This is a genomic window from Paenibacillus sp. Soil724D2 (genome assembly GCF_001427935.1).
In the GTDB taxonomy this organism is placed as follows: Bacteria; Bacillota; Bacilli; order Paenibacillales; family NBRC-103111; genus Paenibacillus_E.
The window spans coordinates 249,627-271,263 of the sequence record NZ_LMRY01000023.1; the positions used below are offsets into that span (position 1 = coordinate 249,627).

The 21,637-nt window shown below is 45.6% G+C and carries 14 protein-coding genes; 1 reads left to right on the forward strand and 13 read right to left on the reverse strand.

Annotated features, from left to right (window positions below; all coding sequences use genetic code 11):
- Window positions 1–16: 16 nt before the first annotated feature.
- The 12 genes from ASG85_RS20395 to ASG85_RS20455 all read right to left on the reverse strand — a co-directional run bounded on the left by ASG85_RS20395 (window position 17) and on the right by ASG85_RS20455 (window position 19,174).
- Window positions 17–2,305, reverse strand: coding sequence for a glycoside hydrolase family 3 C-terminal domain-containing protein (locus ASG85_RS20395; protein ID WP_060647616.1), 2,289 nt, complete (start codon window positions 2,303–2,305; stop codon window positions 17–19).
- A 375-nt stretch (window positions 2,306–2,680) separates the two neighbouring features.
- Window positions 2,681–5,386 carry a glycoside hydrolase family 78 protein gene (locus ASG85_RS20405; RefSeq protein ID WP_060647618.1) on the reverse strand — a complete coding sequence of 902 codons (2,706 nt, stop codon included), beginning with the start codon at window positions 5,384–5,386 and terminating at the stop codon, window positions 2,681–2,683.
- A gap of 86 nt (window positions 5,387–5,472) precedes the next feature.
- Window positions 5,473–6,993 (reverse strand): ABC transporter substrate-binding protein, encoded by a 1,521-nt coding sequence (locus tag ASG85_RS20410; protein ID WP_057307680.1) that lies wholly within the window; start codon window positions 6,991–6,993, stop codon window positions 5,473–5,475.
- A gap of 83 nt (window positions 6,994–7,076) precedes the next feature.
- Complete coding sequence (locus tag ASG85_RS20415) at window positions 7,077–7,958, reverse strand: carbohydrate ABC transporter permease (protein ID WP_156396700.1); 882 nt, start codon at window positions 7,956–7,958, stop codon at window positions 7,077–7,079.
- 19 nt (window positions 7,959–7,977) lie between these two features.
- Window positions 7,978–8,955 (reverse strand): ABC transporter permease, encoded by a 978-nt coding sequence (locus ASG85_RS20420; protein WP_060647619.1) that lies wholly within the window; start codon window positions 8,953–8,955, stop codon window positions 7,978–7,980.
- A gap of 143 nt (window positions 8,956–9,098) precedes the next feature.
- Window positions 9,099–10,709, reverse strand: coding sequence for a response regulator transcription factor (locus ASG85_RS20425; protein WP_057307682.1), 1,611 nt, complete (start codon window positions 10,707–10,709; stop codon window positions 9,099–9,101).
- Window position 10,710: 1 nt separating this feature from the next.
- On the reverse strand, window positions 10,711–12,456 hold the full coding sequence (locus tag ASG85_RS20430; RefSeq protein WP_057307683.1) for a sensor histidine kinase: 1,746 nt from the start codon (window positions 12,454–12,456) through the stop codon (window positions 10,711–10,713).
- Between the two features lie 141 nt (window positions 12,457–12,597).
- The gene (locus ASG85_RS20435; protein WP_057307684.1) at window positions 12,598–14,337 is read right to left on the reverse strand and encodes a DUF5605 domain-containing protein; all 1,740 of its coding nucleotides are present in this window, start codon (window positions 14,335–14,337) and stop codon (window positions 12,598–12,600) included.
- A 3-nt stretch (window positions 14,338–14,340) separates the two neighbouring features.
- Window positions 14,341–15,849 (reverse strand): glycerol kinase GlpK, encoded by a 1,509-nt coding sequence (gene glpK, locus ASG85_RS20440; RefSeq protein WP_057307685.1) that lies wholly within the window; start codon window positions 15,847–15,849, stop codon window positions 14,341–14,343.
- Between the two features lie 11 nt (window positions 15,850–15,860).
- Window positions 15,861–16,796, reverse strand: coding sequence for a transketolase family protein (locus tag ASG85_RS20445; RefSeq protein WP_057307686.1), 936 nt, complete (start codon window positions 16,794–16,796; stop codon window positions 15,861–15,863).
- 2 nt (window positions 16,797–16,798) lie between these two features.
- Complete coding sequence (locus ASG85_RS20450) at window positions 16,799–17,644, reverse strand: transketolase (protein WP_057307687.1); 846 nt, start codon at window positions 17,642–17,644, stop codon at window positions 16,799–16,801.
- Window positions 17,645–17,740: 96 nt separating this feature from the next.
- Complete coding sequence (locus ASG85_RS20455; protein ID WP_057307688.1) at window positions 17,741–19,174, reverse strand: L-fucose/L-arabinose isomerase family protein; 1,434 nt, start codon at window positions 19,172–19,174, stop codon at window positions 17,741–17,743.
- A 324-nt stretch (window positions 19,175–19,498) separates the two neighbouring features.
- Between ASG85_RS20455 and ASG85_RS20460 the strand changes: the two genes are divergently transcribed.
- The gene (locus ASG85_RS20460) at window positions 19,499–20,548 is read left to right on the forward strand and encodes a LacI family DNA-binding transcriptional regulator (protein WP_156390276.1); all 1,050 of its coding nucleotides are present in this window, start codon (window positions 19,499–19,501) and stop codon (window positions 20,546–20,548) included.
- 611 nt (window positions 20,549–21,159) lie between these two features.
- Here ASG85_RS20460 and ASG85_RS20465 read toward each other — a convergent pair.
- Window positions 21,160–21,339, reverse strand: coding sequence for a hypothetical protein (locus tag ASG85_RS20465; protein WP_060647620.1), 180 nt, complete (start codon window positions 21,337–21,339; stop codon window positions 21,160–21,162).
- Between the last annotated feature and the right edge of the window lie 298 nt (window positions 21,340–21,637).

The following is a 21,637-nucleotide window of genomic DNA, read 5'->3' on the forward strand; positions in this document are numbered from 1 at the left end:
GCCTGTCTCACCCCTTTTATCGCGTACTAACGTTTACTTTTCTTTCCGAGATGGCGTTCAAGTTCTTTAAATCGTCAGCCAACATCTCTTCAGAATATTGCCCTTGCCCAAAGCCAATCATTGCGCGCAGCGGCATATATCTCATCATAGCCATCAGCATGTCGGGATTGTCGCCCAAAAGAGCATCAAAGCCGAATTTCCCTATAAATTCTTTCGCTTTATCTGCCGTGAGCGGATTAGCCATCAAGTCGCCGATTAGCGAGTTGCGATTATACGTCCCCGGTAGGGTGACCGTAGATTCGACCTCAATCGTTACACGAAGGTCGATATCTCGCGAAGATTTTCCAAGTAAGATGTCAAATGCCCCGGTTTCCACATGCCAATCGGCAATTTGAACGTTGTAATATGCGAAAGCCCTTTGATCCAACACAAAGGTAACGGTTTGTTGTTCTCCTGGCTGCAGCTCGATTTTTTGGAAGCCTTTCAGTTCTTTTTGCGGACGATTGACACTGCTCTGAACATCCTTGACATAGAGTTGGACGATTTCTTTTCCGGCATAGTCCCCTGTATTTTTCACAGTCGCTTGAACGGTAACCGTCTCATTATCTTTGATCGCTGATTTGTCTACCCGCAGATCACTGTATGCGAAATTGGTGTAGCTGAGGCCGAACCCGAATGGGAATAAAGGCTCAATCTCTTTGGTGTCGTAATAACGATAACCGACAAATACGCCTTCTTTATATTCAACCTTGTCGCCTTCACCTGGGAAATTCAAGAAGGAGGGGTTGTCACTTAGTTTCACCGGGAACGTTTCCGCAAGCTTGCCGCTTGGGTTCGCAATGCCAAACAATAAGTCGGTTACCCCACCGCCAAAAGCTTGACCCCCTAGATATCCTTCCAACACGGCTTTCGCTTTGTCAATCCAAGGCATTTCAACCGGCGAGCCGTTGCTTAAAATAATGATGAGATTGCTTTGGACTTCCGCAACCGCTTCGATCAGTGTACGATGATTGACTGGAATGGCCATGTGCGTACGATCATATCCTTCCGATTCGTAACGATCAGGCAATCCAACAAATAGTACCGCTACATCCGCCTTTGCCGCCGTTTCCTTTGCTTCCCTTACCAAATCTTCATCGATTTCGTCGCTATCCAGCTTGTAGCCTTGTGAATAAATGATTTGTGCCGCATCTCCTGCCACATTCATCATTTCTTCTAGCGCATCATCCAGCTTGGTCGGATTGACATGGGAGCTGCCGCCGCCTTGGTAACGCGGATTCTTGGCAAATTCACCAATTACAGCAATCTTCCCTTGCTTACGAAGCGGTAGAATCCCCCCTTCATTCTTGAGAAGCACCATGCTTTCATGTGCAGCCTCTCGAGCCAACCGATGATGGGCTGCAGTATCGTAAACTGCGTCTGTCTTACTGCTATCTGCAGCTTTAAAGATGAAGGTCAACATCCGTTCAACCGCAAGATTCAGCGTTTCCTCCGAAAGCTCGCCGTTTCTTACTGCCGCAACAATCTTAGCATCTCCGATGCCAGCGCTTGAAGGCATTTCCAGTTCCAAGCCAGCCTGGAGAGATTTTACACGTTCGTTAACCGCACCCCAGTCTGAAACTACAAAGCCTTCAAAACCCCATTCATCCCGCAAAACCTCTGTTAGCAAAAAAGCGTTCTCCGAAGCATATTCGCCATTGACTTGATTGTACGAACACATCACACTCCACGGCTGTGACTGCTTAACAGCGCCTTCAAAGCTGGCCAAATAAATTTCCCGCAGCGTGCGCTCGTCAATAACGGCATCAACGGACATTCTCCGATGCTCCTGGTTATTCGCGGCAAAGTGCTTAAGCGAAGTGCCTACACCCTGACTTTGTACGCCTTTAATGTGATTGGCCGCCATTTCCGATGAAAGGTACGGATCCTCCGAAAAGTATTCGAAATTTCTACCGCACAGAGGCGACCTTTTGATATTAGCTCCAGGCCCAAGTAAAACCGCAACGTCTTCCGCCTGACATTCCTTCCCTAATGCTTCGCCTACTTTGCCGATTAGCTCCCGATTCCACGAAGCAGCCATGCCCGCGGCCGATGGGAAGCAGGTAGCAGGCACACTATTATGAAGGCCTAGGTGATCCGCGTCTTTTTTTTGTTTCCGTAAGCCGTGAGGACCATCTGTCACCATGAGTGACGGGATTCCAAGCCGCTCTATCCCCTTGGTATGCCAGAAATCCAAACCCGAGCATAAGCCGGCCTTTTCCTCCAGCGTTAATTGGGAAATTAGGTCTTGAATTTTCGAATTCATAGCTATTCCTCCATTAATTAATAATTAGTTTTATGCCACACCCTAGTGAGAGCGGAAAATGCATGCCATTTTTCTTGTCTTTTCAGCCATTGAGGAACGTAGATGCCTTATTTCTCAATTATTCAGACATTGTTCAGTGAAAAGGAACGTCAGTTCGTTATTTTCTCAAATATCCTTGAAAAAAGAGAAATTGCGGCAAATAGCGAATCGTCGTTCTCTTTCATCGCAAATTCACGGTTTTTCAGTGAAATAGCGAACCATTGTTCCTTTTGAAGCATAATTGACCGAGGAAATGCTATACCTGTCGAGCGTGCATAGTAAGAACTCGTGTTTTTAACTAGATCACCTTCACCCCAATCAATCAAATGAACCTACTTAGCCAAATACAAACGGCTTCACTTGCGGAAGCGGCGGAATAGGTTGCGTCAACATATAGCTGAAGCTGTATTGACCGGAGCCTGCTTCTAAGCTCACACCCGTGTCCGTAACCTCAACATTGCATATACCTGCAGCCTGTATAAGAGCTGTTCCACTTTCTGTCACACCATCCGCACTAGCATATGGCAGGCGAATTTCAGCCGTTGTATTCGGCGGAATCACCACCTGAATGTCCAATCGTTCACCATCCAATTTCGTCCAGCGGCAGCTAACCTCTCCGTACATCGTGTCGATACGCCCTTCTGCAAATGTCAGACCATCGCCAGGCTGAGGACGGATAATCACCCGTTTATAGCCCGGCTGCTGCTCATCCGTATCAATTCCGGCAACAACACGGTACAACCAGTCTCCAATGGCTCCGTAGGCATAATGGTTAAATGAATTCATATCCGGGCTCCAAAAACTGCCATCCGGCTTAATCCCATCCCAGTGCTCCCAGATGGTTGTGGCGCCTTTGGTCACTTGATACAGCCAGGACGGATAATCCTGTTGATGTAACAGCTTATAGGCGAATTCCGATTTGCCGTTATCGCTTAGCACGTGGTTCAAATAAGGGGTTCCGACAAAACCGGTTGTAAGATGGTACTTCTCCTCTTCGAGCAATTCCAGCAGCTTGTGCACGGCACGTTCCTTGGCTTCACCCTCGACAAGTCCAAACATAAGGGACAGCACCTGTCCCGTCTGAGTAGGTACTGATAAACGACCCGAAGGCGTGACGAACTCCTGCGTAAAAGCATCGAGTATGCGCGTATGCAGCTCTGTATAATGTTCTGCTTCCTCTGACCTGCCCAGCACCGCGGCTGCTTTCTGCACTAACGATACGGAATAAGCATAGTAGGCCGTTGCGACAAAATCCCGCGCCGTAGCCCCAATATAGCTGTCTGGCCGAGAATCCAAAGCAAGCCAATCCCCGAAATGAAAGCCGGAATTCCACAAATATTCGTTGTCGCCTTGGCGCCTGATATACTCCACCCATGCCTTCATACTATCGTACTGTTCTTCCAACACCCGCTTATCCCCATAGCAGATATAGAGGGTCCACGGAATAATGACAGCAGCATCCCCCCATGCGGAAGCTGACTGCGCTTTCTCACTCAAAACATTGGGAACTACAAACGGCACGCCTCCATCAAGCTCCGCTTGCTCGGCCTTCAAATCGCGAAGCCACTTCCGGAAGAAAGGTACGACATTCGACAAATAGGCGGATGTACGGGCAAACACCTGAGCATCCCCTGTCCAACCCAGCCTCTCGTCTCTTTGCGGGCAGTCCGTAGGAACGTCCAAGAAATTCCCTTTCAACCCCCACCGAATGTTATGTTGAAGCTGGTTGACAAGCGGGTCAGAGCATGTGAACTCTCCTGTTGTTTCCATATCTGAATGCAGCACGATACCCGTAAAATCTTCAAGACGGATCGGCTCCTGAAACCCATCAAGCCGGATATACCGAAAACCTTGGAAAGTAAAATGAGGTTCGAAATTTTCTCTCTCTCCTCCTTTGAGCACATAACGGACCGTTTGCTTCGCTTTACGGATGTTGTCCAAGTAGAAATTGCCTTCGGCATCCAATATTTCGGCATGACGGATGCAGACCTCCTGACCAGCGTCTCCCTGCACGGTAAACCGGATCCAGCCGACCATGTTTTGGCCCATGTCGATGACAGTTTCGCCCTTGGGGGTCGTGATGAGCTCGATAGGTTGGATGCTCTCAATTTTACGTACTGGCACATTCTCCTGAGCCACTAAAATATCTTTGCTTTGTTCGATCACATCGGCAGGATACCATCCGCTGTCATCGTAATCTCCAAGACTCCAATTGGATCGCTCCAACCGGGCATCGTATGTTTCACCATCATAGATTTCCGACATCAAGATTGGACTTCCTGACACTTTCCAACGGCTATCAGAAACGATGACCTCTTGCCTTCCATCCGCATAATCAATGTGGATTTGCACCAAAAGTGCTGTTCGGTTTCCGTAATGCTCGTTTTTTCCGTCCCAGCCAAGAACGCCTTTGTACCAGCCGCTGCCTAATAAGGCGCCAATCCCGTTCTTTCCGCTGCTCAGCAGTTCCGTAACATCATAAGTTTGGTATTGTAGACGGTGCTTATAGCTGGTCCATCCGGGGACAAAATAATGATCCCCCACCCGTTTCCCATTCAACTCTAATTCATAAATGCCCAGCGCTGAGGCGTAGACACGAGCCGCTCTTACTTCTCCATCAATGAGAAAATCCCGTCGAAACATCGGAACTTGATCAACACCCGCAGTCAGCGTCCCAGGAGCACTGATCCATTCAGCCAGCCATTCCGAAGAACCTTTGAATCCGGTTTCAAAGATGGCCTGATCAGACCAGCCAGAACTTAGTCCTTGCTGGTTCCAAGCTTGAACGCGGTAGTGATACCGTTTGCGCGCAGCCATTTGAAGCTCTTTCAATTCCACATGAACCGATTGATCTGAATCCACTTTCCCGGAGTCCCAAACCGTCTGCTGGAAATCTGCGTCTTCCGCCACTTCGATGCGGTAAGCTGACTGTACGGCGGCTCTTTCAGTGGCATGCATTCGCCAGCTAATCCTTGGAGATCTGTGATCCAATCCAATCGGATTCACTTGATATTCACAACGAAGATCCTTTACTTTAAACATGACTATGTAACCTCCTACTCTGAATGCATGATCTAATTAATAAAAACCGTACCCCACCTGTTGTAGAGTACGGTTCATGTTCATCCTTATTTACCTGCCGTTTTAGCCCAAGCATCAATTTGCTTTTGTTTCTCAGCGATGATCTTGTCAAGACCGGCCGTTTTGAGCTTTCCATTGAATTCAGCAGTCAATGCCGGATCTAACGTACCGCTTTCCAGACCTACTTTATATTGATTGATCACATTAGTCGCAGCAGCAAGTTCTGTTTTAACCGGATCTACGTTAAATGTGAATCCGACTGCTTTCGATTTAATAGCCTTGTCGTTGTGCGCTTTCGTCAAATCCCAAATTTTCGGGTCCGTACCTTCCCATACATAGGTTAGGAAGTTATTGCCGACTTCCCATTGGTTGAATTGGTAACCGCTTTGTTTGACGCCATCTGGAAGCGTAATGATGTTATCCGCTTTCTTCACATAGTGTTTTCCTTCAATACCAAGGGAGACCAAGTTAGCAATGTCCTTATCTGTGTACATCATATTCATGAATTGCATAGCTCTCTCAGGGTCTTGACTGTTTTTAGTAATCGACATCATGAAACCTGTAATCGAAACGGAAGTTTGCAAAGGTTTTGTCAAACGAACAGCAACCATTTCTTTTCCGGACAAATTCTTTTCCTGCTGCTCAAATCCAGGCTTCATATTCGATGTATATGAGAATGCCTTGCCCGCTTTGACCAAGTTAACTCCTGTTTCTTGCGAAGTAGCGATATCTTTCAAAATATAACCGGCTTGATACCATTTACGAGCTAACGCAATAGCATCTGTAAATTCCTTCGTTTCGAACAAATTCACGATTTTGGTGCTGTTCCCCGGATCGGCAAGTACACCCAGGTTGTCCCCTAATGTATCCACGATAGAGTTGTACATATTGGTTCCCGGCATAGAAGTGTTCGTTTGCTGAACCAATGGCGCTAGGCCGGGCTCGTTTTCTTTGATCGTTTGGAACACAGGGTCCAGATCCGCCCAAGTTTTGATTTTGCTCAAATCAATCTTGTACTTGTCCACCAAATCTTTTCTCATAATGATGCCATTATCGGAGCCAATGTCCCTCAAGCTTGGAACCCCGTATACTTTTCCGTCGATCTTGGATCCATTAATCAAATCCATTCCCACCGTGTCTACAAGACCTTTTCCATGCTTCTTAAGCAAATCGTCTAATGGCTCTAATTGTCCTTTAGCGACTTGGCTGCCAAAGTTGCCAATAATTGAGGAGGAGACCATCAGATCAAGCTTCTCGCTTCCTGCCAGCATCAAATTCATTTGTTGGGTCCAAGCAGAAATGCTGATCGGCACCAGTTTAACGGTTGCATTGATTTTTTCTTTGGTAATTTTGCTGATTGCCTCAGACACGAGATTCGCTTCAGGCATATCATTTAGCTGTATATACGCCATCGTGATTTCATATGGCTTGGAGTTGGCAGGCTTAGCGCTATCTGTCGCTGCTTTATTCCCATCATCACTACTGCTGCTGCCGCAAGCTGAAAGCAAGGTCGATGTTGCAAGAACAACACTTAGTAATCCACTAGCTCTTTTCCATTTCTTTTCCATGGTTCATAATCCCCCTAATGTATATGAATAATGGTTGATCTATACTAATCGAATCCGAAGGGATTCAAGAGTAGCCTCGTTCGTTAACCTTTTACAGCACCAAGCGTAAGACCTTTGACAAAAAACTTCTGGAAGAATGGATAGGCGCAAAAGATCGGAACGATTCCGATAACAGCTATAGCCATGCGAACCGAATCTGTCGGTATGTTCGAAGAAGCTTGTGCAGCATTGGTCATGCTGCTCTTCTGAAGGAACTGAATATCGCTAAGCATCCGATTCAGCATATTTTGAATACTGAAGAGCTTGCTGTCGGTTACAAAGATTAATCCATTAAACCAATCATTCCAGTAGGATATACCCAGCATCAGTCCGATGGTAGCCAGAATCGGCAATGAAAGCGGGAGCACGATGCGGTAAAAAATCTTGAATTCGGAAGCGCCGTCAATATACGCCGATTCAATTATCGCTGCCGGAATCGAAGTGCTGAAGAACGTTCTGATTAGTAAAATGTAAAAGCCGTTCGTCAGCAATCCAGGGATGATAAGCGCCCATATCGTATTTTTAATATGGAAAAATTCGGTGTAAATCAGATAGGTCGACACAAGTCCGCCGTTAAACAGCAGGGTGAAAAATACGAGAAACGACATCACTTTGCGAAGCGGCATATCACTGCGTGATAAAGGATAGGCGAGCATCGTCGAGATAGCCAAGCCCACAACAGTTCCGATAATCGTAATGAACACCGTGATGCCATAAGCCCGAAACAACGAAGTTGAGCTCTTCATCATATACTTGTAGGCTTCTAGACTAAACACACTTGGTAAGAGTGAATAACCATCGTTGATAATTGCTTTCTGATCGGTAAAGGAGGCCATAACAAGCAGGACAAACGGGAAAATGCTGGCACAGGACATGAGAATAAAGATCAGGTTGACCGCGTATTGATTCATGTGATTCGATTTCATGGTAGCACGCTCCTTTCTTTTAGAATAAAGCTTGTTCCGGGCTTTTGCGGCGAATGATAAAGTTAGATACTAATACCAGAACGAATCCCACGACTGACTGGTAGAATCCTGCTGCTGAAGACATTCCGATGTCGCCGAGCGTCATTAACCCCCGGTATACATACGTGTCAATAACATCCGTTGTTGGCTGTAACGGGCCTGAATTAAGAGGTACTTGATAGAACAAACCGAAATCAGAGTAGAAGATGCGACCAATGCTTAACAAGGCCATGATAATGATTGCCGGTGATAGAAGCGGTAGTGTTATCGTCCGGATTTGCTGCCATTTGTTCGCGCCATCTAGCGTCGCTGCCTCATAATATTCGTTATCGATCCCAACAATGGCTGCCAAGAAGATGATACATAAGTAACCAACATTTTTCCAAATGTTCACAAGTGTTAAGATGTATGGCCAATATTTAGGTTCTGAATACCAGGAGATAGGCTCGATTCCGAATAGCGGTAAAATATGATGATTAAGAAATCCGTTCTCCCCATTCAACATGGCAAGTGCCAAATATCCGACGATTACCATCGAGATCAGATAGGGTAATAGAATGATACTCTGGTAAAAACGGGACATGAACCGATTTTTCACTTCATTCAGTAAAATAGCTACAGCGACTGCCAGAGCCAAATTGATGATAATGAAGAGCCCATTGTATAGAATCGTATTTCGGGTAATGACCCAGGCATCAGCGGTTTTAAACAAATATTCGAAATTCTTGAGACCAGCCCAATCACTTCCGAATATCCCTTTGCGGTAGTTGATATTTTTAAATGCGATCACAATCCCAAACATTGGGAGATAATTATTAATAATTAAATAAATCATACCAGGCAAGACCATTAGAAATAGCGCACGGTAGCGTTTAAACGTTTTCAACGTCTTCTGCAGCGTACCCGGCTTCCTTACAACCTTTGCTTTTTCGTATAAGACTTCTGCTTTGGTGTTCATCCGGTGTCAACTCCTTCTCTTTATAGGTTTAGTATAGAAGAAGTTGAGCTAGGCTGCTCACCACGAATACGACTTTATACTTTAGATTTTCCGACATTTTCGAAAAAAAAGACTCCACGCCTATGTTTTAGGGCAGAGTCTTTCTATCTTTTCTCAAATTGCTTTCTATATTCATTAGGATTCATACATACAGCCTTTTTGAAAAGCGTCGAGAAGTAAGAAACATTTGAATAACCCGCTAATAGCGCTATATCGATAATGGATTTATCCGAGCCCGCAAGTAAATCCTTGGCATATTGGATCCGCTGCTGCTGCAAATAGTCGGAAATGGATAAGCCTGTTTCTTTTTTGAACACCCGTGTCAAATAATCGGGGTTTAAAAATACGTGTGCCGCGATAACATCCCTGGATAATTCCGATACGGAAATATGAGCCGCTACGTATTGTTTCACCTTTTCAACAACAGACATGCCCCCTTCCGTTGAATGGATCTGATTCATAGCCACCTCGATGACGTATTGCACCCATTCTTCCAAAGCGATAATAGATCTTAGTACTAATTCCGGCTTTTCCGTGAATAGATTAGCTGCAAACACTTTATTCGCATGTAATCCCTTCATCTGAAGAACGAAGAAAAGCATTTGAAGAAAATCTTGATAGAAGCTATGCAAGAGCGGAGCGCCAATTCCTTCTCTGGTCTCCCTTAACGATTTGAACAATAACTTAACTTCAGTTAGCAGTTTTTCCTTTGACCCCTGCTTCATCCACTCTGCCCAGTCATTCAAAGATGGGAGCTCTATCCTGCTCTCCCCTTTTCGCACATCCCAAAGCACAATGGTTTCATTAACCATAGAGACATTGTCTCGATCCAAATCGTCCATTCTACGCACCATAGGAACGACTTCATGAAGAGAGGCGGGTTCGCTGATGTAACAGCATAGATCACAGTAAAAGTATTGGTTGCAAGATTGCACGTATTCCTCGCATACCTCTCGAAGCTCCTTCATTTGATGTTGGCGTTCGTAAGGAATCATGATCAGCAAACATCCATTGTCCGGAGAGATGATCGCTGTATGCTGATTGTTTCGCGTAATCTTCTCTTCCGCAGCATTCTTCAAAGCATACTCCATAATTCGTTCATCCCGCTGATTCAGATTCTTATGCCAACGCCTAACGCGAATCATAATCAGCACAAACCGCATGGCATCCAAAGATAATAAATTATACTTTTGTAAATGCTCCGTTATTTTGTCCTTGGTGGAGGGAATCGTTTGTTGGATCAGATCCTGCCAAAAACGTTCTTTCATCAGTGGCTGATGGGACTCCCATAGCTGGTAATAATGCTTATACGTTTCCTCGAAAGAAAGAAGCTCCTGATCTTTTTTAATTTTGGCCAAAACCTTCAGGATCACATCTTCAAGCTCCTCGTAATCCACAGGCTTGAGTAAGTACTCGAAGCTGTCCAATTGGATCGCACGCTTTGCATACGAGAAATCGGAATGACACGTTAAAAATATCGTCTCTGTGCGGGAATAATGTTCTCTGACCCAGCTCAATAAATCCATGCCGGAGCCCTGAGGCATTTCGATATCGCAGATCATCAAATCAATCGGAGATGTGGCAAAGATCTCTTGTGCCTGCTTCATACTATGAGCTGTGTGAACCGTAGAAATATGGAGCTTATCCCAGTCAACGCCAGCCTGTAATCCCCTCACTGCGTGCACTTCGTCGTCGACGATTAACACCTGAACCATTTTACTCACCTCCTGTAGGTGGAACATCTGCGGGTATGCGGATTCGCACGCAAGCGCCTTTGCCGACTTCATTATAGAAATCAATAGCGGCTTTATCGGAATACAACAAGTGTAGTCTACGTTTGACATTCCAGATCCCGATGTGCTCCCCTTCTTCACTAGTCAAATCCATATTGCTCTTCAATAATTCCAAAATAGGATCTGGAAAGCCTGCTCCTGTATCCTCAATATGAATAACCACCCATTGGTTTTCTTCGTCTTCCTCCGTATTCACCCGGATATCGATCCGAATCTGTTCATCCATATTAACAGCATGTTTAATGGCATTCTCGACCATCGTCTGAATGACAAGCGGAGGAATCTGCAGCGAAAGAACAGCATCTGGCGCTTCGATCTGATACGATAAAATCCCCGGAAATCGAAGCTCTTGAATACGCAAGTAGTTCTGGGTATGAAGCAGTTCATCCTTGAGTGTTACCAAATAGGAATTACTTCGGAACATAAACCGGAAGTAAGCAACCAGACACTTCGTCATCTCCTGAATTAATTTGAAATCCTTTACCGTTGCCAAGTTGTAGACGATGTTCAACGAATTCAAAAAGAAGTGAGGATTGATCTGAAGCTGCAAATGCTTAAGCTCAGCATGCTGATGCATTAACTTTTCTTCATAGACATTAATTTTCAGATGTTGAATTTCAGTAATCATACGGTTATAGGTTTCGTTCATCATACTAAACTCAGTAGATGTCGGGTAATGCTCGATTTGCGAATTCCAACGGCCATCGCCTAACTTTCTCATTGCTAGGATGATTCGATTGATCGGCAGCAAGAACACTTTTCTCATGTAAAAGACAAACATCAGCAGAAATGCAATGGCTCCCATCGATATGATGGAAGAAATACGTTGAAGATAAGGTAAATTCTCTAGTGCGGTTTCCTCGGGGATTAAAGCGAATAAATAAAAGTTACCTTTCTTCGACGGTTCCCCCATGACTAAATAATCCGCATTCGTTCCCGAAAGTGTGTAGGCCTGATTGGTTAGAGCTAATTGAATGCCTTTCTGTTCAATTAATTCTCCGTGACTCATGGGTTCTAGTTGATCTGAGGTTAAAAGCGCCGCACCGTTAGATCCCAGGTTAATGAGTTGAAGAGGGATCATCAGCTTATTGGCATCTACCCATGCCCCAACATAGACATTACCGGTTTTAATCACATGATAGACATAATGGTTGCCTTCCGATTGCCAAGTATACCAGCGATAAACATTTGGAGTCACCGTGGTATCCTGCAGCATCTTTACAATTTCATTTGCCACCTGATTTCGTTCATCAAAGCTGCTTCCGAAACCTTGAGTCATTAGCAGATCTTTGTTTAGGCTGGAATATATAAAGAACGAATCGATTCCTTTGTAATAGCTGACACTGGTATTAATTGTTTGAAACAGACGAAGCTTAGCTTTCATGTAATTATTTTCGTTGGCAATCCTGTCCGTATCCAAATCAAGTAAATCCAAATTCGTTTGGGATAAGTTGATCAAGAAGTTGTCTACTTCCTGCAAATTGCGGTCGATCTGCCCCATGTATAAGCTCAGCATGTTTTTATTGGACTGGGCCACTTGGTTGCGAACGACTTGAGCCGAGTAATGGTTGATTATAAGCAAAACGATGATAAGAGGAACAATCGTGAATAATAATCCAGAGAAAAGCTTGAAACGTAAGGAGTTCAGCCATAATTTCATTTTTCGCATGAAGACGCTCTCCTCTATAAGGTGTAAGGTCTCCCTATTGTACAACGAAGACAGGAACAAAATCACCCTGCGGTGTTCATTGCAAAAAATGACAAGCAAACTGTTGTCAGCTTGCATGTCATTATTGTTGTCAATCAATCTCTATACCTTCCTAAATCTAACGGCAATATACGATGTCCCAGGCAGCTCGATCCGGAAGTCTCCCTCATAAGTTCCAGGCTGCTCATTGATGAGCATATTCCACGTGTCGATAACATCCACTTTGTAACGGATGCCTGGCTTCATGCTGTACTTCCTGAAACTGGGTTGGTTAAAGCCATAGTAGTACAAGTAATATTCATCTGGAACGCCCGCTGACGGAGCATCCCACTCGGACTTTAACGGATTCAGGCCTTCTGCAGGGCCCTCTGCCATAATTTTGTGCAGGAAGGAGATCCGTTCAGGGCTGCTTCCGTAAAGCTTCCCACCCTTGGACCACCAAAGGATGTCCTCGTCATGCAAATAGGTTTCACCATGACCGACATAGCCGCCTCTAATGGCGCCTTCCCAGAAGCGGCGCACCATTTCCAGTCCGGAAATGTTCCCCCAGCCCTGATCAATGTTCCCTTCATACGCGCATTCGTCAATGACAATTGGCTTCTGCCACCGCTCACGCCATTCGTTGGTATTTTCCGCAGTTCGATAAACATCGACCCGCTGGATGCTGCAGTGAGTGATCCAAGGCCGACTGTAATCGTAGAAACCGAAGCAGTTATGAATGGATATTAAATGATGATTCGGATCATTCTCTGTTACGATCTTAGCGAAGCGTTCCCAATCCTCCGTCTCCTTCTTCCACATCAAATCATACTCATTGGCGAGTGACCACCAAACATGACGATAAGCCGATAACCGGGCTGTCAGATATCGCAGGTAACGGTCATCTGCGGACTTGGACATTTCGGAGAAGCCCCAACGGTCATACCCATGGAATAATATCAAGTCTGCTTCGATGCCAAGCTTCCCAAGGTCAGAGATTCTATTTTCCAAGTGTTGAAAGAAGGCAGGATTGAATCGCGTATAATCCCAACCTTCCTCTAGGGAGCCCTCGTAAGGGTAATACACTGGCTCATTCGCGTTAAACTGGTAGGATTTCGGGAAGACACACATGCGCATCTTATTGAAAGGGGCAGATTTAAGCGTAGTCAGCGTCTCTTCCTCCAACTCATCGCCTTGATGGGTCCAGACGTAACTAGTGGTCCCGACCGGAATATAAGGAGTCCCGTCCTCGTATGCGAAATGGAAGGTATTCTTGATCCGTACCGGTCCATGGTTCCCCTCATCCGGGGCTGTACATATAAATTGCCCTGTCAGTCCACTAAGGGAGCGCGCGTTACTATTGGTACTGTACGTCCACGTACCTTCCGCATCCGGCATAAAACGGATCCGATAAATACCTTGCCCGTCATAAAAACCTAGAGTACGGACAACTCGGCCTTCGAAATTGAATTCAGCCTCCAAGCTTACATCCACGAACGGATTACCGTGTTGCGGCCCTTGAAGCGTTAGCTCGTAAACGCCCCATTTTTCAATTTGATCGGGCGCATTGGTCCTCGCTGACCCCAAAGCTACATCATCGTTCTCATAATCGACGGCTGGAGTGATTCCTTCATCCGTTTCTGCTTCAACTTCGATTAGGGACAACTCTGTGAGTATTGTCTCCATCAATTCCGGTGCTATTGTCCAAGCTGGATTGAACGCATTGTACGATGGCAACGTATTTTTCTTAATGAACGAAAGAAATGGGGAATCCTTGAGATGAGGTAAATATGTCAAAAGCAAGGCTCTACCTGCTGGACTCGCCCAAATTTGACCTATCTTCGACTCTTCATTAAACGTCATTGTCTAAGCCTCCGCCTTTTTAGTTGTGCATAGTACCAAAGCTACCGCATGTTTCCATCCATTGATATGCTGTTCACGTATGTTTTCCTGCATCTTTGACTCATAGGCAGAATAAATTTGGCCCCGGTTCTTAAGCTCGTCAAGCGATAACCAAAATCCGACCCCAAGCCCCCCTAGATAAACAGAACCCATCGCAGAAAGCTCGGCAACCTCCGATTTGATGACGCTGCGTTCCAGCACATCTGCTTGAAACTGCATAAGCGTGGTATTATCGGAAGCGCCTCCATCTGCGCGCAGTTCTTTCAGCCGGATGCCGGATTCAGCTTGCATCAACTCTACCGCATCCTTCACTTGATAGGCTATGCTTTCCAGTGCGGCGCGGATGATATGTGATTTCCCGGTTCCCCGGCTCATCCCCGTAATAGCTGCCCTGGCATAGGGGTCCCAATAAGGAGCGCCTAGTCCGACGAATGCCGGTACTAGATATACACCTTCGTTATTCGGAGCTTGAGCAATCAATTCCTCCATCTCATTAAAACTGCTAAAAAGGCCCAATTGGTCACGAACCCATTTGATCGTATCGCCAGAGGTGCGAATGATTGCTTCAAGAGCATAGGTGATCTCTCCGCTCATTCCCCATGCAATGGTAGTCACCAAGCCATTTCCAAGCTGATCATGTTTCTCGCCAATGTTCATGAGTACAGAGGTGCCGGTACCGTACGTCGCTTTGGCCATACCGGTATCAAAACATTGATTGCCAAATAAAGCGGCTTGAGAGTCACCAATGATGCCCGAGATAGGAATGTTTGCTGAGAATAGCTCAGGATCCTGTGTATAGCCGAAAATCTCATCGGAGGATTTAACCTCCGGCAGTATGGCAGATGGAATGTGGAACCATTCGCATAACTCTTTGTCCCACTCTAGCGTATGAATATTGAATAATGACGTTCGGCTAGCATTCGTAAAATCAGTGGCATGAACGCTGCCCCCCGTGAGCTTCCACAGGAGCCAGCTGTCTACCGTCCCGGCCAGAAGCTTCCCTTGTCCAAGCTTCTCCTCAGCGCCTTCAGCATGCTCCAATATCCACCCCCACTTGGTTGCAGAAAAGTAGGGGTCTAGAAGCAGGCCCGTCTTGGCGCGAACGATCTCTTCCATATTAGCAGCTTTATATGCCGCGCATCGATCCGCTGTCCGCTGACATTGCCAAACGATAGCTGGATAGACCGGCAGACCTGATGTTCGATCCCAGACCACAGCCGTTTCACGCTGATTAGTAATGGTCAGACCGGCTAACTGATTGGCGTCAATGCCGGCCAATTCCATGACATGATGAGCTGTTTTTTTCACATTGTTATAAATCTCAAGAGGATCATGCTCCACCCAGCCAGATTGCGGGTAACTCTGCTTATGTTCGGCCGTACTGCGGGCGATGATACTTCCGGAACGATCTATGATCAAAGCCTTCGTACCCGATGTACTTTGATCTATGGCTAGGATAAAGGTTTCAATCATGGGCTGCCCACCTACTTGCCAAGCATCTCAAGCGCTACACGCTTAAGATTATCTGTATGGATCCCGTAATGCTTGAATACTTCCGAGCTTTTGCCCGCGATGGCTGGTTCATCCGGAATGCCGATAATACGCATCGGAACAAGTTGATGCTGGACGACTACCTCTGCGACTGCGGCTCCGAGCCCTCCGTAGATACTGTGCTCCTCAACCGTAATGATATGCCCCGTTTCCCCGGCAGCACGAATGATCGCTTCTTCGTCTAACGGCTTAATCGTGTGCATATTGATGACTCGGCAGGATACGCCGACCTCTTGGAGAGCTTTCTCCGTATCGAGAGCTACCCGAACGGTTTCTCCAGTAGCAATGATCGTCAGATCCGTGCCATCACGCAACGTCACCGCTTTGCCAATGACGAATTCATAGTCATCGGATTCGTAGACATCCTCTACAGCATTTCTTCCAATACGAACATAAACGCCGCCTTGGTGCTTAACTAAAGCCTCAGTCATTCTCTTCGTTTCATGACGATCGGCAGGCAATACGACCGCAAGTCCCGGAATTGCTCGGGCTACAGCTATATCCTGAACAGAATGGTGTGACATGCCGAGGGCGCCATAGCTAACTCCTCCGCTTATGCCTACAAGCTTCACATTGGTTCCAGAATAAGCCACGTCCACTTTGATCTGCTCAATGGAGCGCATACTTAAGAAACAAGCCGGCGAAGTGACAAAGGGCTTCTTCCCGCTATGGGCTAGACCAGCCGAGATGCCGACAATATTTTGCTCGGCGATGCCGACCTCAACGAATTGATTAGGAAACGCATTGGCGAAAGGCGCCATAGCCGCGGAACCTCGGGAATCGCTAGTTAGAACCATAATATCCGGATCGGTTTCCGCCAATTTCAATAGTGTCTCGCAAATAACCTGACGGTTAGGGATCGTATTCATGTTTAGCGCACCTGCCCTTCTTGACTCAATAGCTCAAGCGCCGCGGAAAGCTCTTCCAATGCTTGCGAAAGCTGTGTATCGTTAGGCACATGATGGTGCCACGCAGGATTATTTTCGGCAAAGGAAACGCCCTTGCCTTTCACCGTATTGGCCATGACCAAGGTAGGTTTTCCAGGTACAGTTGGCACTGACCCGAAAGCCTCAACCAGAGATTCCATATCGTTTCCGTCAATGGAAACAACGTTCCAACCGAATGCCGCCCACTTCTCTTCAAGTGGCTCCAGCCCCATGACTTCTTCCGTGCTGCCGCTGATTTGCAGGCGATTTCGGTCAATAATACCCACGAGATTGTCAAGCTTAAAATGGGGACCAGCCATAGCCGCCTCCCAAACAGAGCCTTCTGCCTGCTCGCCATCACCCATGAGGCAAAATACACGATAGCTTTTACCATCTCGTTTAGCCGCAAGTGCCATGCCTACCGAAATAGCAAGCCCATGCCCAAGAGCACCGGTGTTCATTTCAATCCCAGGCACTTTATTATTAGGATGGCCGATCAAACGTGTACCGAATTGACTGAAGGTCTCAAGCTCTTCTTTCGGGAAAAAGCCTAGATCGGCAAGGATGCACCACAGTGATTCCACCGAGTGGCCCTTGCTAGCGATGAAGCGGTCCCGCTCCGCCCATTTCGGATTCTGTAGATCGATTTTCATGATTTTATAATATAATGCCGTCAAAATATCCGTATTACTGAGGGAGCCTCCGGTATGTCCTGTCTTGGCTCCGTGTATCATCTTCAGCAGATCCATACGGATCTGGATAGCCTTTGCTTTCAGTTCTGTATGATTCATGTTATCCTCCTTTGAGTTTTCCGTAGGAAAACTAGCTTCGTAAGCTCTAACTGAGTTTTGCTTTAGCAAAACTGGCTTCGTAAGCAAACGCTTGGTTTACAGATCAGAGCCGCGCAGCCACGCCTGAATTTCTTGTACCGTCGGATCCACGGGATCCGGGGAAAGACCTGGTATATATTGGCACGCTTCATATAGTGCAGGAATCACATTAGCGTGTATACCGACGGCATGGTGAACATAAGGACCTTTCACCAACTTCTCTTCCCATAACGACCAGTCATTGACTTCAACCCAAACATAGGAACCGCGTGTATAAGGACCTTTGATACCCTGTGCACGCCCTAAAAATAACTGATATTCCCCATGGTCGCCGTCAAAACGGGCCAGCGTTATTCCGCCGCCTTTGATTTCCCCTTCGTGAGTACCTGGCGCATGGTCATCGAACAAGAAGTGCTTGCGCAGCTTTGGCTTATCCTCAACCGAGAGAGAAACAGGGAAATTACCGCAGTGAAAGAGCAGCTCTCCGTTCGGATTCTCAGGATGACGGACCGTCAAGTCGGCGAAGAATGTCGGAGCTTGGTTCATCGAAGCTGCTTGCACCATGATGGAGGTAATCGCTCCGTGAATGTCGGTTTCGCAGGTTACCGGAATCTGTTCATCCGTTAGAATCGCATTAGCCAGACAAGGCATAATTCCCATAGCATCTTGAAGAGAAGACCAGCATTGGATAGCGATAGCTGTACTGCCGGTTTTGGTTGCGTATTGTTTCATAGCTACTTTCAGTGCTGCGATACGTTTCACGTCATCCTCAGTAACTTCGCTGTAATCAAGCTTTTCTTTGATGTAGGCAATAGCATCATTCAGCTCAGCACTGCTTCCTTTTTCAATCTGTTTCGATGTCCGTTGAATATCGATCAGCGTAATGGGATGAATCTCGATGCCGAAGCGCTCCAGCAGTTCCCCTTCGTTACACATCATCGTTAAGAAAGACGCTGGCCGTGGTCCAATTTGCAAAATACGCAGGTTACGCATTTGACGAACCACATTCGCAGCCGCAATGAAATTGATAAATCCACGTTCAAATACTGGATCATTCACCCGACTGTTGGTCACATACGTAAAAGGCACATTAAACCGGCGCAGCACTTTACCTGTGGCGAATAGCCCGCATTGGGTATCCCTCAAACGCATACCGTCCTCTAGAGGCGATTCATCGCGAGGTCCCCATAACAACACAGGCTTTCCAAGCGCTTTACCAACCCGTGCCACGGTATCCTCGGTACCAAAGTTACAATGCGGAAAAAAGACAGCGTCCACCTTTTCTTCTTTGAAGCGTTCAATAATCGCATCCGCATTGATATGGTCATCATAAAGCAGCCCCTCGGAATTCAGACCCTCTAAGTCCACGATGTCGATGTCCAAACCAAAGCTCTCGATTTTCTCCCGGATTTGAACCTTATACTTGAAAGCATCTTCAGCACTAAATACAAAACGACGGGTAGGGGCGTAGCCCAGTTTAAATTTCTTCATGTCATGTCTCTCCTCTAAAAGTCAAATGATAAATGGATGAATAAAGAACTAAACATTGTAAGAAAGAATTCAACGAAATAACTAAACTCTAATTAATTTTAGTGTTTAATGATGTAAACAATTTACTTAACAAACTTTATAAAATCATCCTATCACCCTGATTTTCTGGTGTCAACGACTTATTTTAGCTATTTTAAAATAAAATTTAGTTTGTTTTCAACTAAACTCAACTAAACAAATTAGATTCAACTTGTATATGTTTATCAATCGTTGTAAACTAAACTTACTTAACGAATTAGTTAACATGAAATGAGGAATCCGATAATGAAGATGGAAGATATTGCGAAATTAGCAGGCGTTTCCAAATCTGCCGTATCTTTTGCTTTCAGTGGAAAGCCTGGAATCAGTCCAGAAACACGGGAACGCATCCTGCAAATCGCACAGGAAAGCGGATACCTCCCTAGAGCAAAATCCCCATCCATTGACCATACAGCTAAATCGCTTACCTTTTTAGTCATATCAAACTCTGGCATCGTACTAGAGCAGTTTTATCAACAACCATTTTTTAGGGAACTTATCCAATTCATTGAGGAACGATGCCGTACGAAAGGCTATTCCTTACTTTTTTCCTCCATCGATATGGAGTTTTTGGAGAGGGATATTCGGATGGTTGCAGAGGAAAAGAAAAGTAATGGCGTCGTCCTTTTAGGTACGAACTTAAATAAGGAGCAAATCGCAGATATTGCCAACAAACTTCAATCGCATCTCGTTGTTTTAGACACCTGCTTTGATACACTGCCGATTCATTTTGTAGAAATCAACAATTTTATGGGCGCTTATCAGGCAGGCACTCATCTCTGTGAGATAGGACATACCGATATTGGCTATATTGAATCGAATGTGAGAATTCATAATTTCGAGGAAAGAAAACGTGGCTTTACCGCAGCCATTCAAGAACATGGCAGGGAGATTCTGAATACCCACAAATTTTCCGTAGCGCCTACCATCCTATCCTCCCAAGATTCGCTCAAAGCTCAGTTGCTCGCATTCCTGAAGGAAGGGCATCGTTTGCCGACTGCTCTATTTTGCGAATGCGATTATATCGCCATCAGCGCTATGAAGACCCTTCAAGAACTCGGATACCGAATACCAGATGACGTGTCCGTTATCGGTTTTGACAATATCTCCGAAGCGGTAATTGTTTCGCCAGAATTAACGACCGTCCATGTGGAAAAGCAGCGCATGGCTTATCTCGCTGTGGATCTGCTAATTGAATCGATTGAGTTAGAGCAAAGTGCTGGCACTAAGATCAAAGTCGATACTCATTTCATCGAGAGACTTTCCTCGCGAGCGAATCTTGCATCGATAAACTAGGTCAAAGTGTACCTAGCCTATTACGGCTTTTCAATTCAAATACCTTTAACCACTTTTTCACAATTTAGAAGCTTCTGGGGGGCTTATTTCTGCGGAATAATCCAAATGGGCTGCATTCACGGTCAAATAAGAGTCTTTAAAGACTCTTATCGCCCAACATTATCCACTTTTTCACGAAATAGAAGCTTCTGGGGGCTCTTATTTCCGCCGAATAACCCAAATGAGCTACGTTCGCGGTCCAATAAGAGTCTTTAGAGACTCTTATCGCCCAACATTATCCACTTTTTCACGAAATAGAAGCCTCTGTGGGCTCTTATTTCCGTGGAATGATCCTATGCGGTCAAGATCATCACTTTAACGATGAATTTCATCGTTATACTTCCATCTACTCTGCTTTTATGTGAATTTTCCTGCTCGTAAGCATGTTTTTCATCGTTAAAGTTGGGCTTCTGCTCAAGACCAATACTTTAACGATGAATTTCATCKTTATACTTTCATCTACTCTGCTTTTATGTGAATTTTCCTGCTCGTAAGCATGTTTTTCATCGTTAAAGTTGGGCTTCTGCTCAAGATCAATACTTTAACGATGAATTTCATCGTTATACTTCCATCTACCCTGCCTTTATGTGAATTATCGTGCTCGTAAGCATGTTTTTCATCGTTAAAGTTGGGCTTGTGCTCAAGACCAATACTTTAACGATTAATTTCATCGTTATATTTACATCTACTCTGCTTTTATGCAAACTCCCCTGATCGTAAGGCTGTTTTTCATAGCTATAGTACTGTTCCATACTAAAAAGCCCCCCCTCAAATGTGGGAGGCGCCAAACTCACTTCATGCTCACGCGGTTCTACTCTCCGTGGATACTTGCATAGCCGCTGATAATCTGAGCTGTGTTCGGCATCAAATAAGAGTCTCCAGAGACTCCCATTTTCCACACTAGCCATTTCTTCTCGAAATAGAAGCTTCTACGAATTCTTATTGGGCATTTCCGAACGTTTAGTCAATTATGCATTTTCTCCAATCGATACGCAGCCACGCGCAACAAAAGAAGACTACCTCTCTAGTTAGTCTTCTTTGTATAACCTC

Coding starts and splice junctions, on each gene's coding strand:
- ASG85_RS20395 (WP_060647616.1), bottom strand. CDS start 2,305: ATGAATTCGAAAATTCAAGACCTAATTTCCCAATTAACGCTGGAGGAA.
- ASG85_RS20405 (WP_060647618.1), bottom strand. CDS start 5,386: ATGTTTAAAGTAAAGGATCTTCGTTGTGAATATCAAGTGAATCCGATT.
- ASG85_RS20410 (WP_057307680.1), bottom strand. CDS start 6,993: ATGGAAAAGAAATGGAAAAGAGCTAGTGGATTACTAAGTGTTGTTCTT.
- ASG85_RS20415 (WP_156396700.1), bottom strand. CDS start 7,958: ATGAAATCGAATCACATGAATCAATACGCGGTCAACCTGATCTTTATT.
- ASG85_RS20420 (WP_060647619.1), bottom strand. CDS start 8,955: ATGAACACCAAAGCAGAAGTCTTATACGAAAAAGCAAAGGTTGTAAGG.
- ASG85_RS20425 (WP_057307682.1), bottom strand. CDS start 10,709: ATGGTTCAGGTGTTAATCGTCGACGACGAAGTGCACGCAGTGAGGGGA.
- ASG85_RS20430 (WP_057307683.1), bottom strand. CDS start 12,456: ATGCGAAAAATGAAATTATGGCTGAACTCCTTACGTTTCAAGCTTTTC.
- ASG85_RS20435 (WP_057307684.1), bottom strand. CDS start 14,337: ATGACGTTTAATGAAGAGTCGAAGATAGGTCAAATTTGGGCGAGTCCA.
- glpK (WP_057307685.1), bottom strand. CDS start 15,849: ATGATTGAAACCTTTATCCTAGCCATAGATCAAAGTACATCGGGTACG.
- ASG85_RS20445 (WP_057307686.1), bottom strand. CDS start 16,796: ATGAATACGATCCCTAACCGTCAGGTTATTTGCGAGACACTATTGAAA.
- ASG85_RS20450 (WP_057307687.1), bottom strand. CDS start 17,644: ATGAATCATACAGAACTGAAAGCAAAGGCTATCCAGATCCGTATGGAT.
- ASG85_RS20455 (WP_057307688.1), bottom strand. CDS start 19,174: ATGAAGAAATTTAAACTGGGCTACGCCCCTACCCGTCGTTTTGTATTT.
- ASG85_RS20460 (WP_156390276.1), top strand. CDS start 19,499: ATGAAGATGGAAGATATTGCGAAATTAGCAGGCGTTTCCAAATCTGCC.
- ASG85_RS20465 (WP_060647620.1), bottom strand. CDS start 21,339: ATGGAACAGTACTATAGCTATGAAAAACAGCCTTACGATCAGGGGAGT.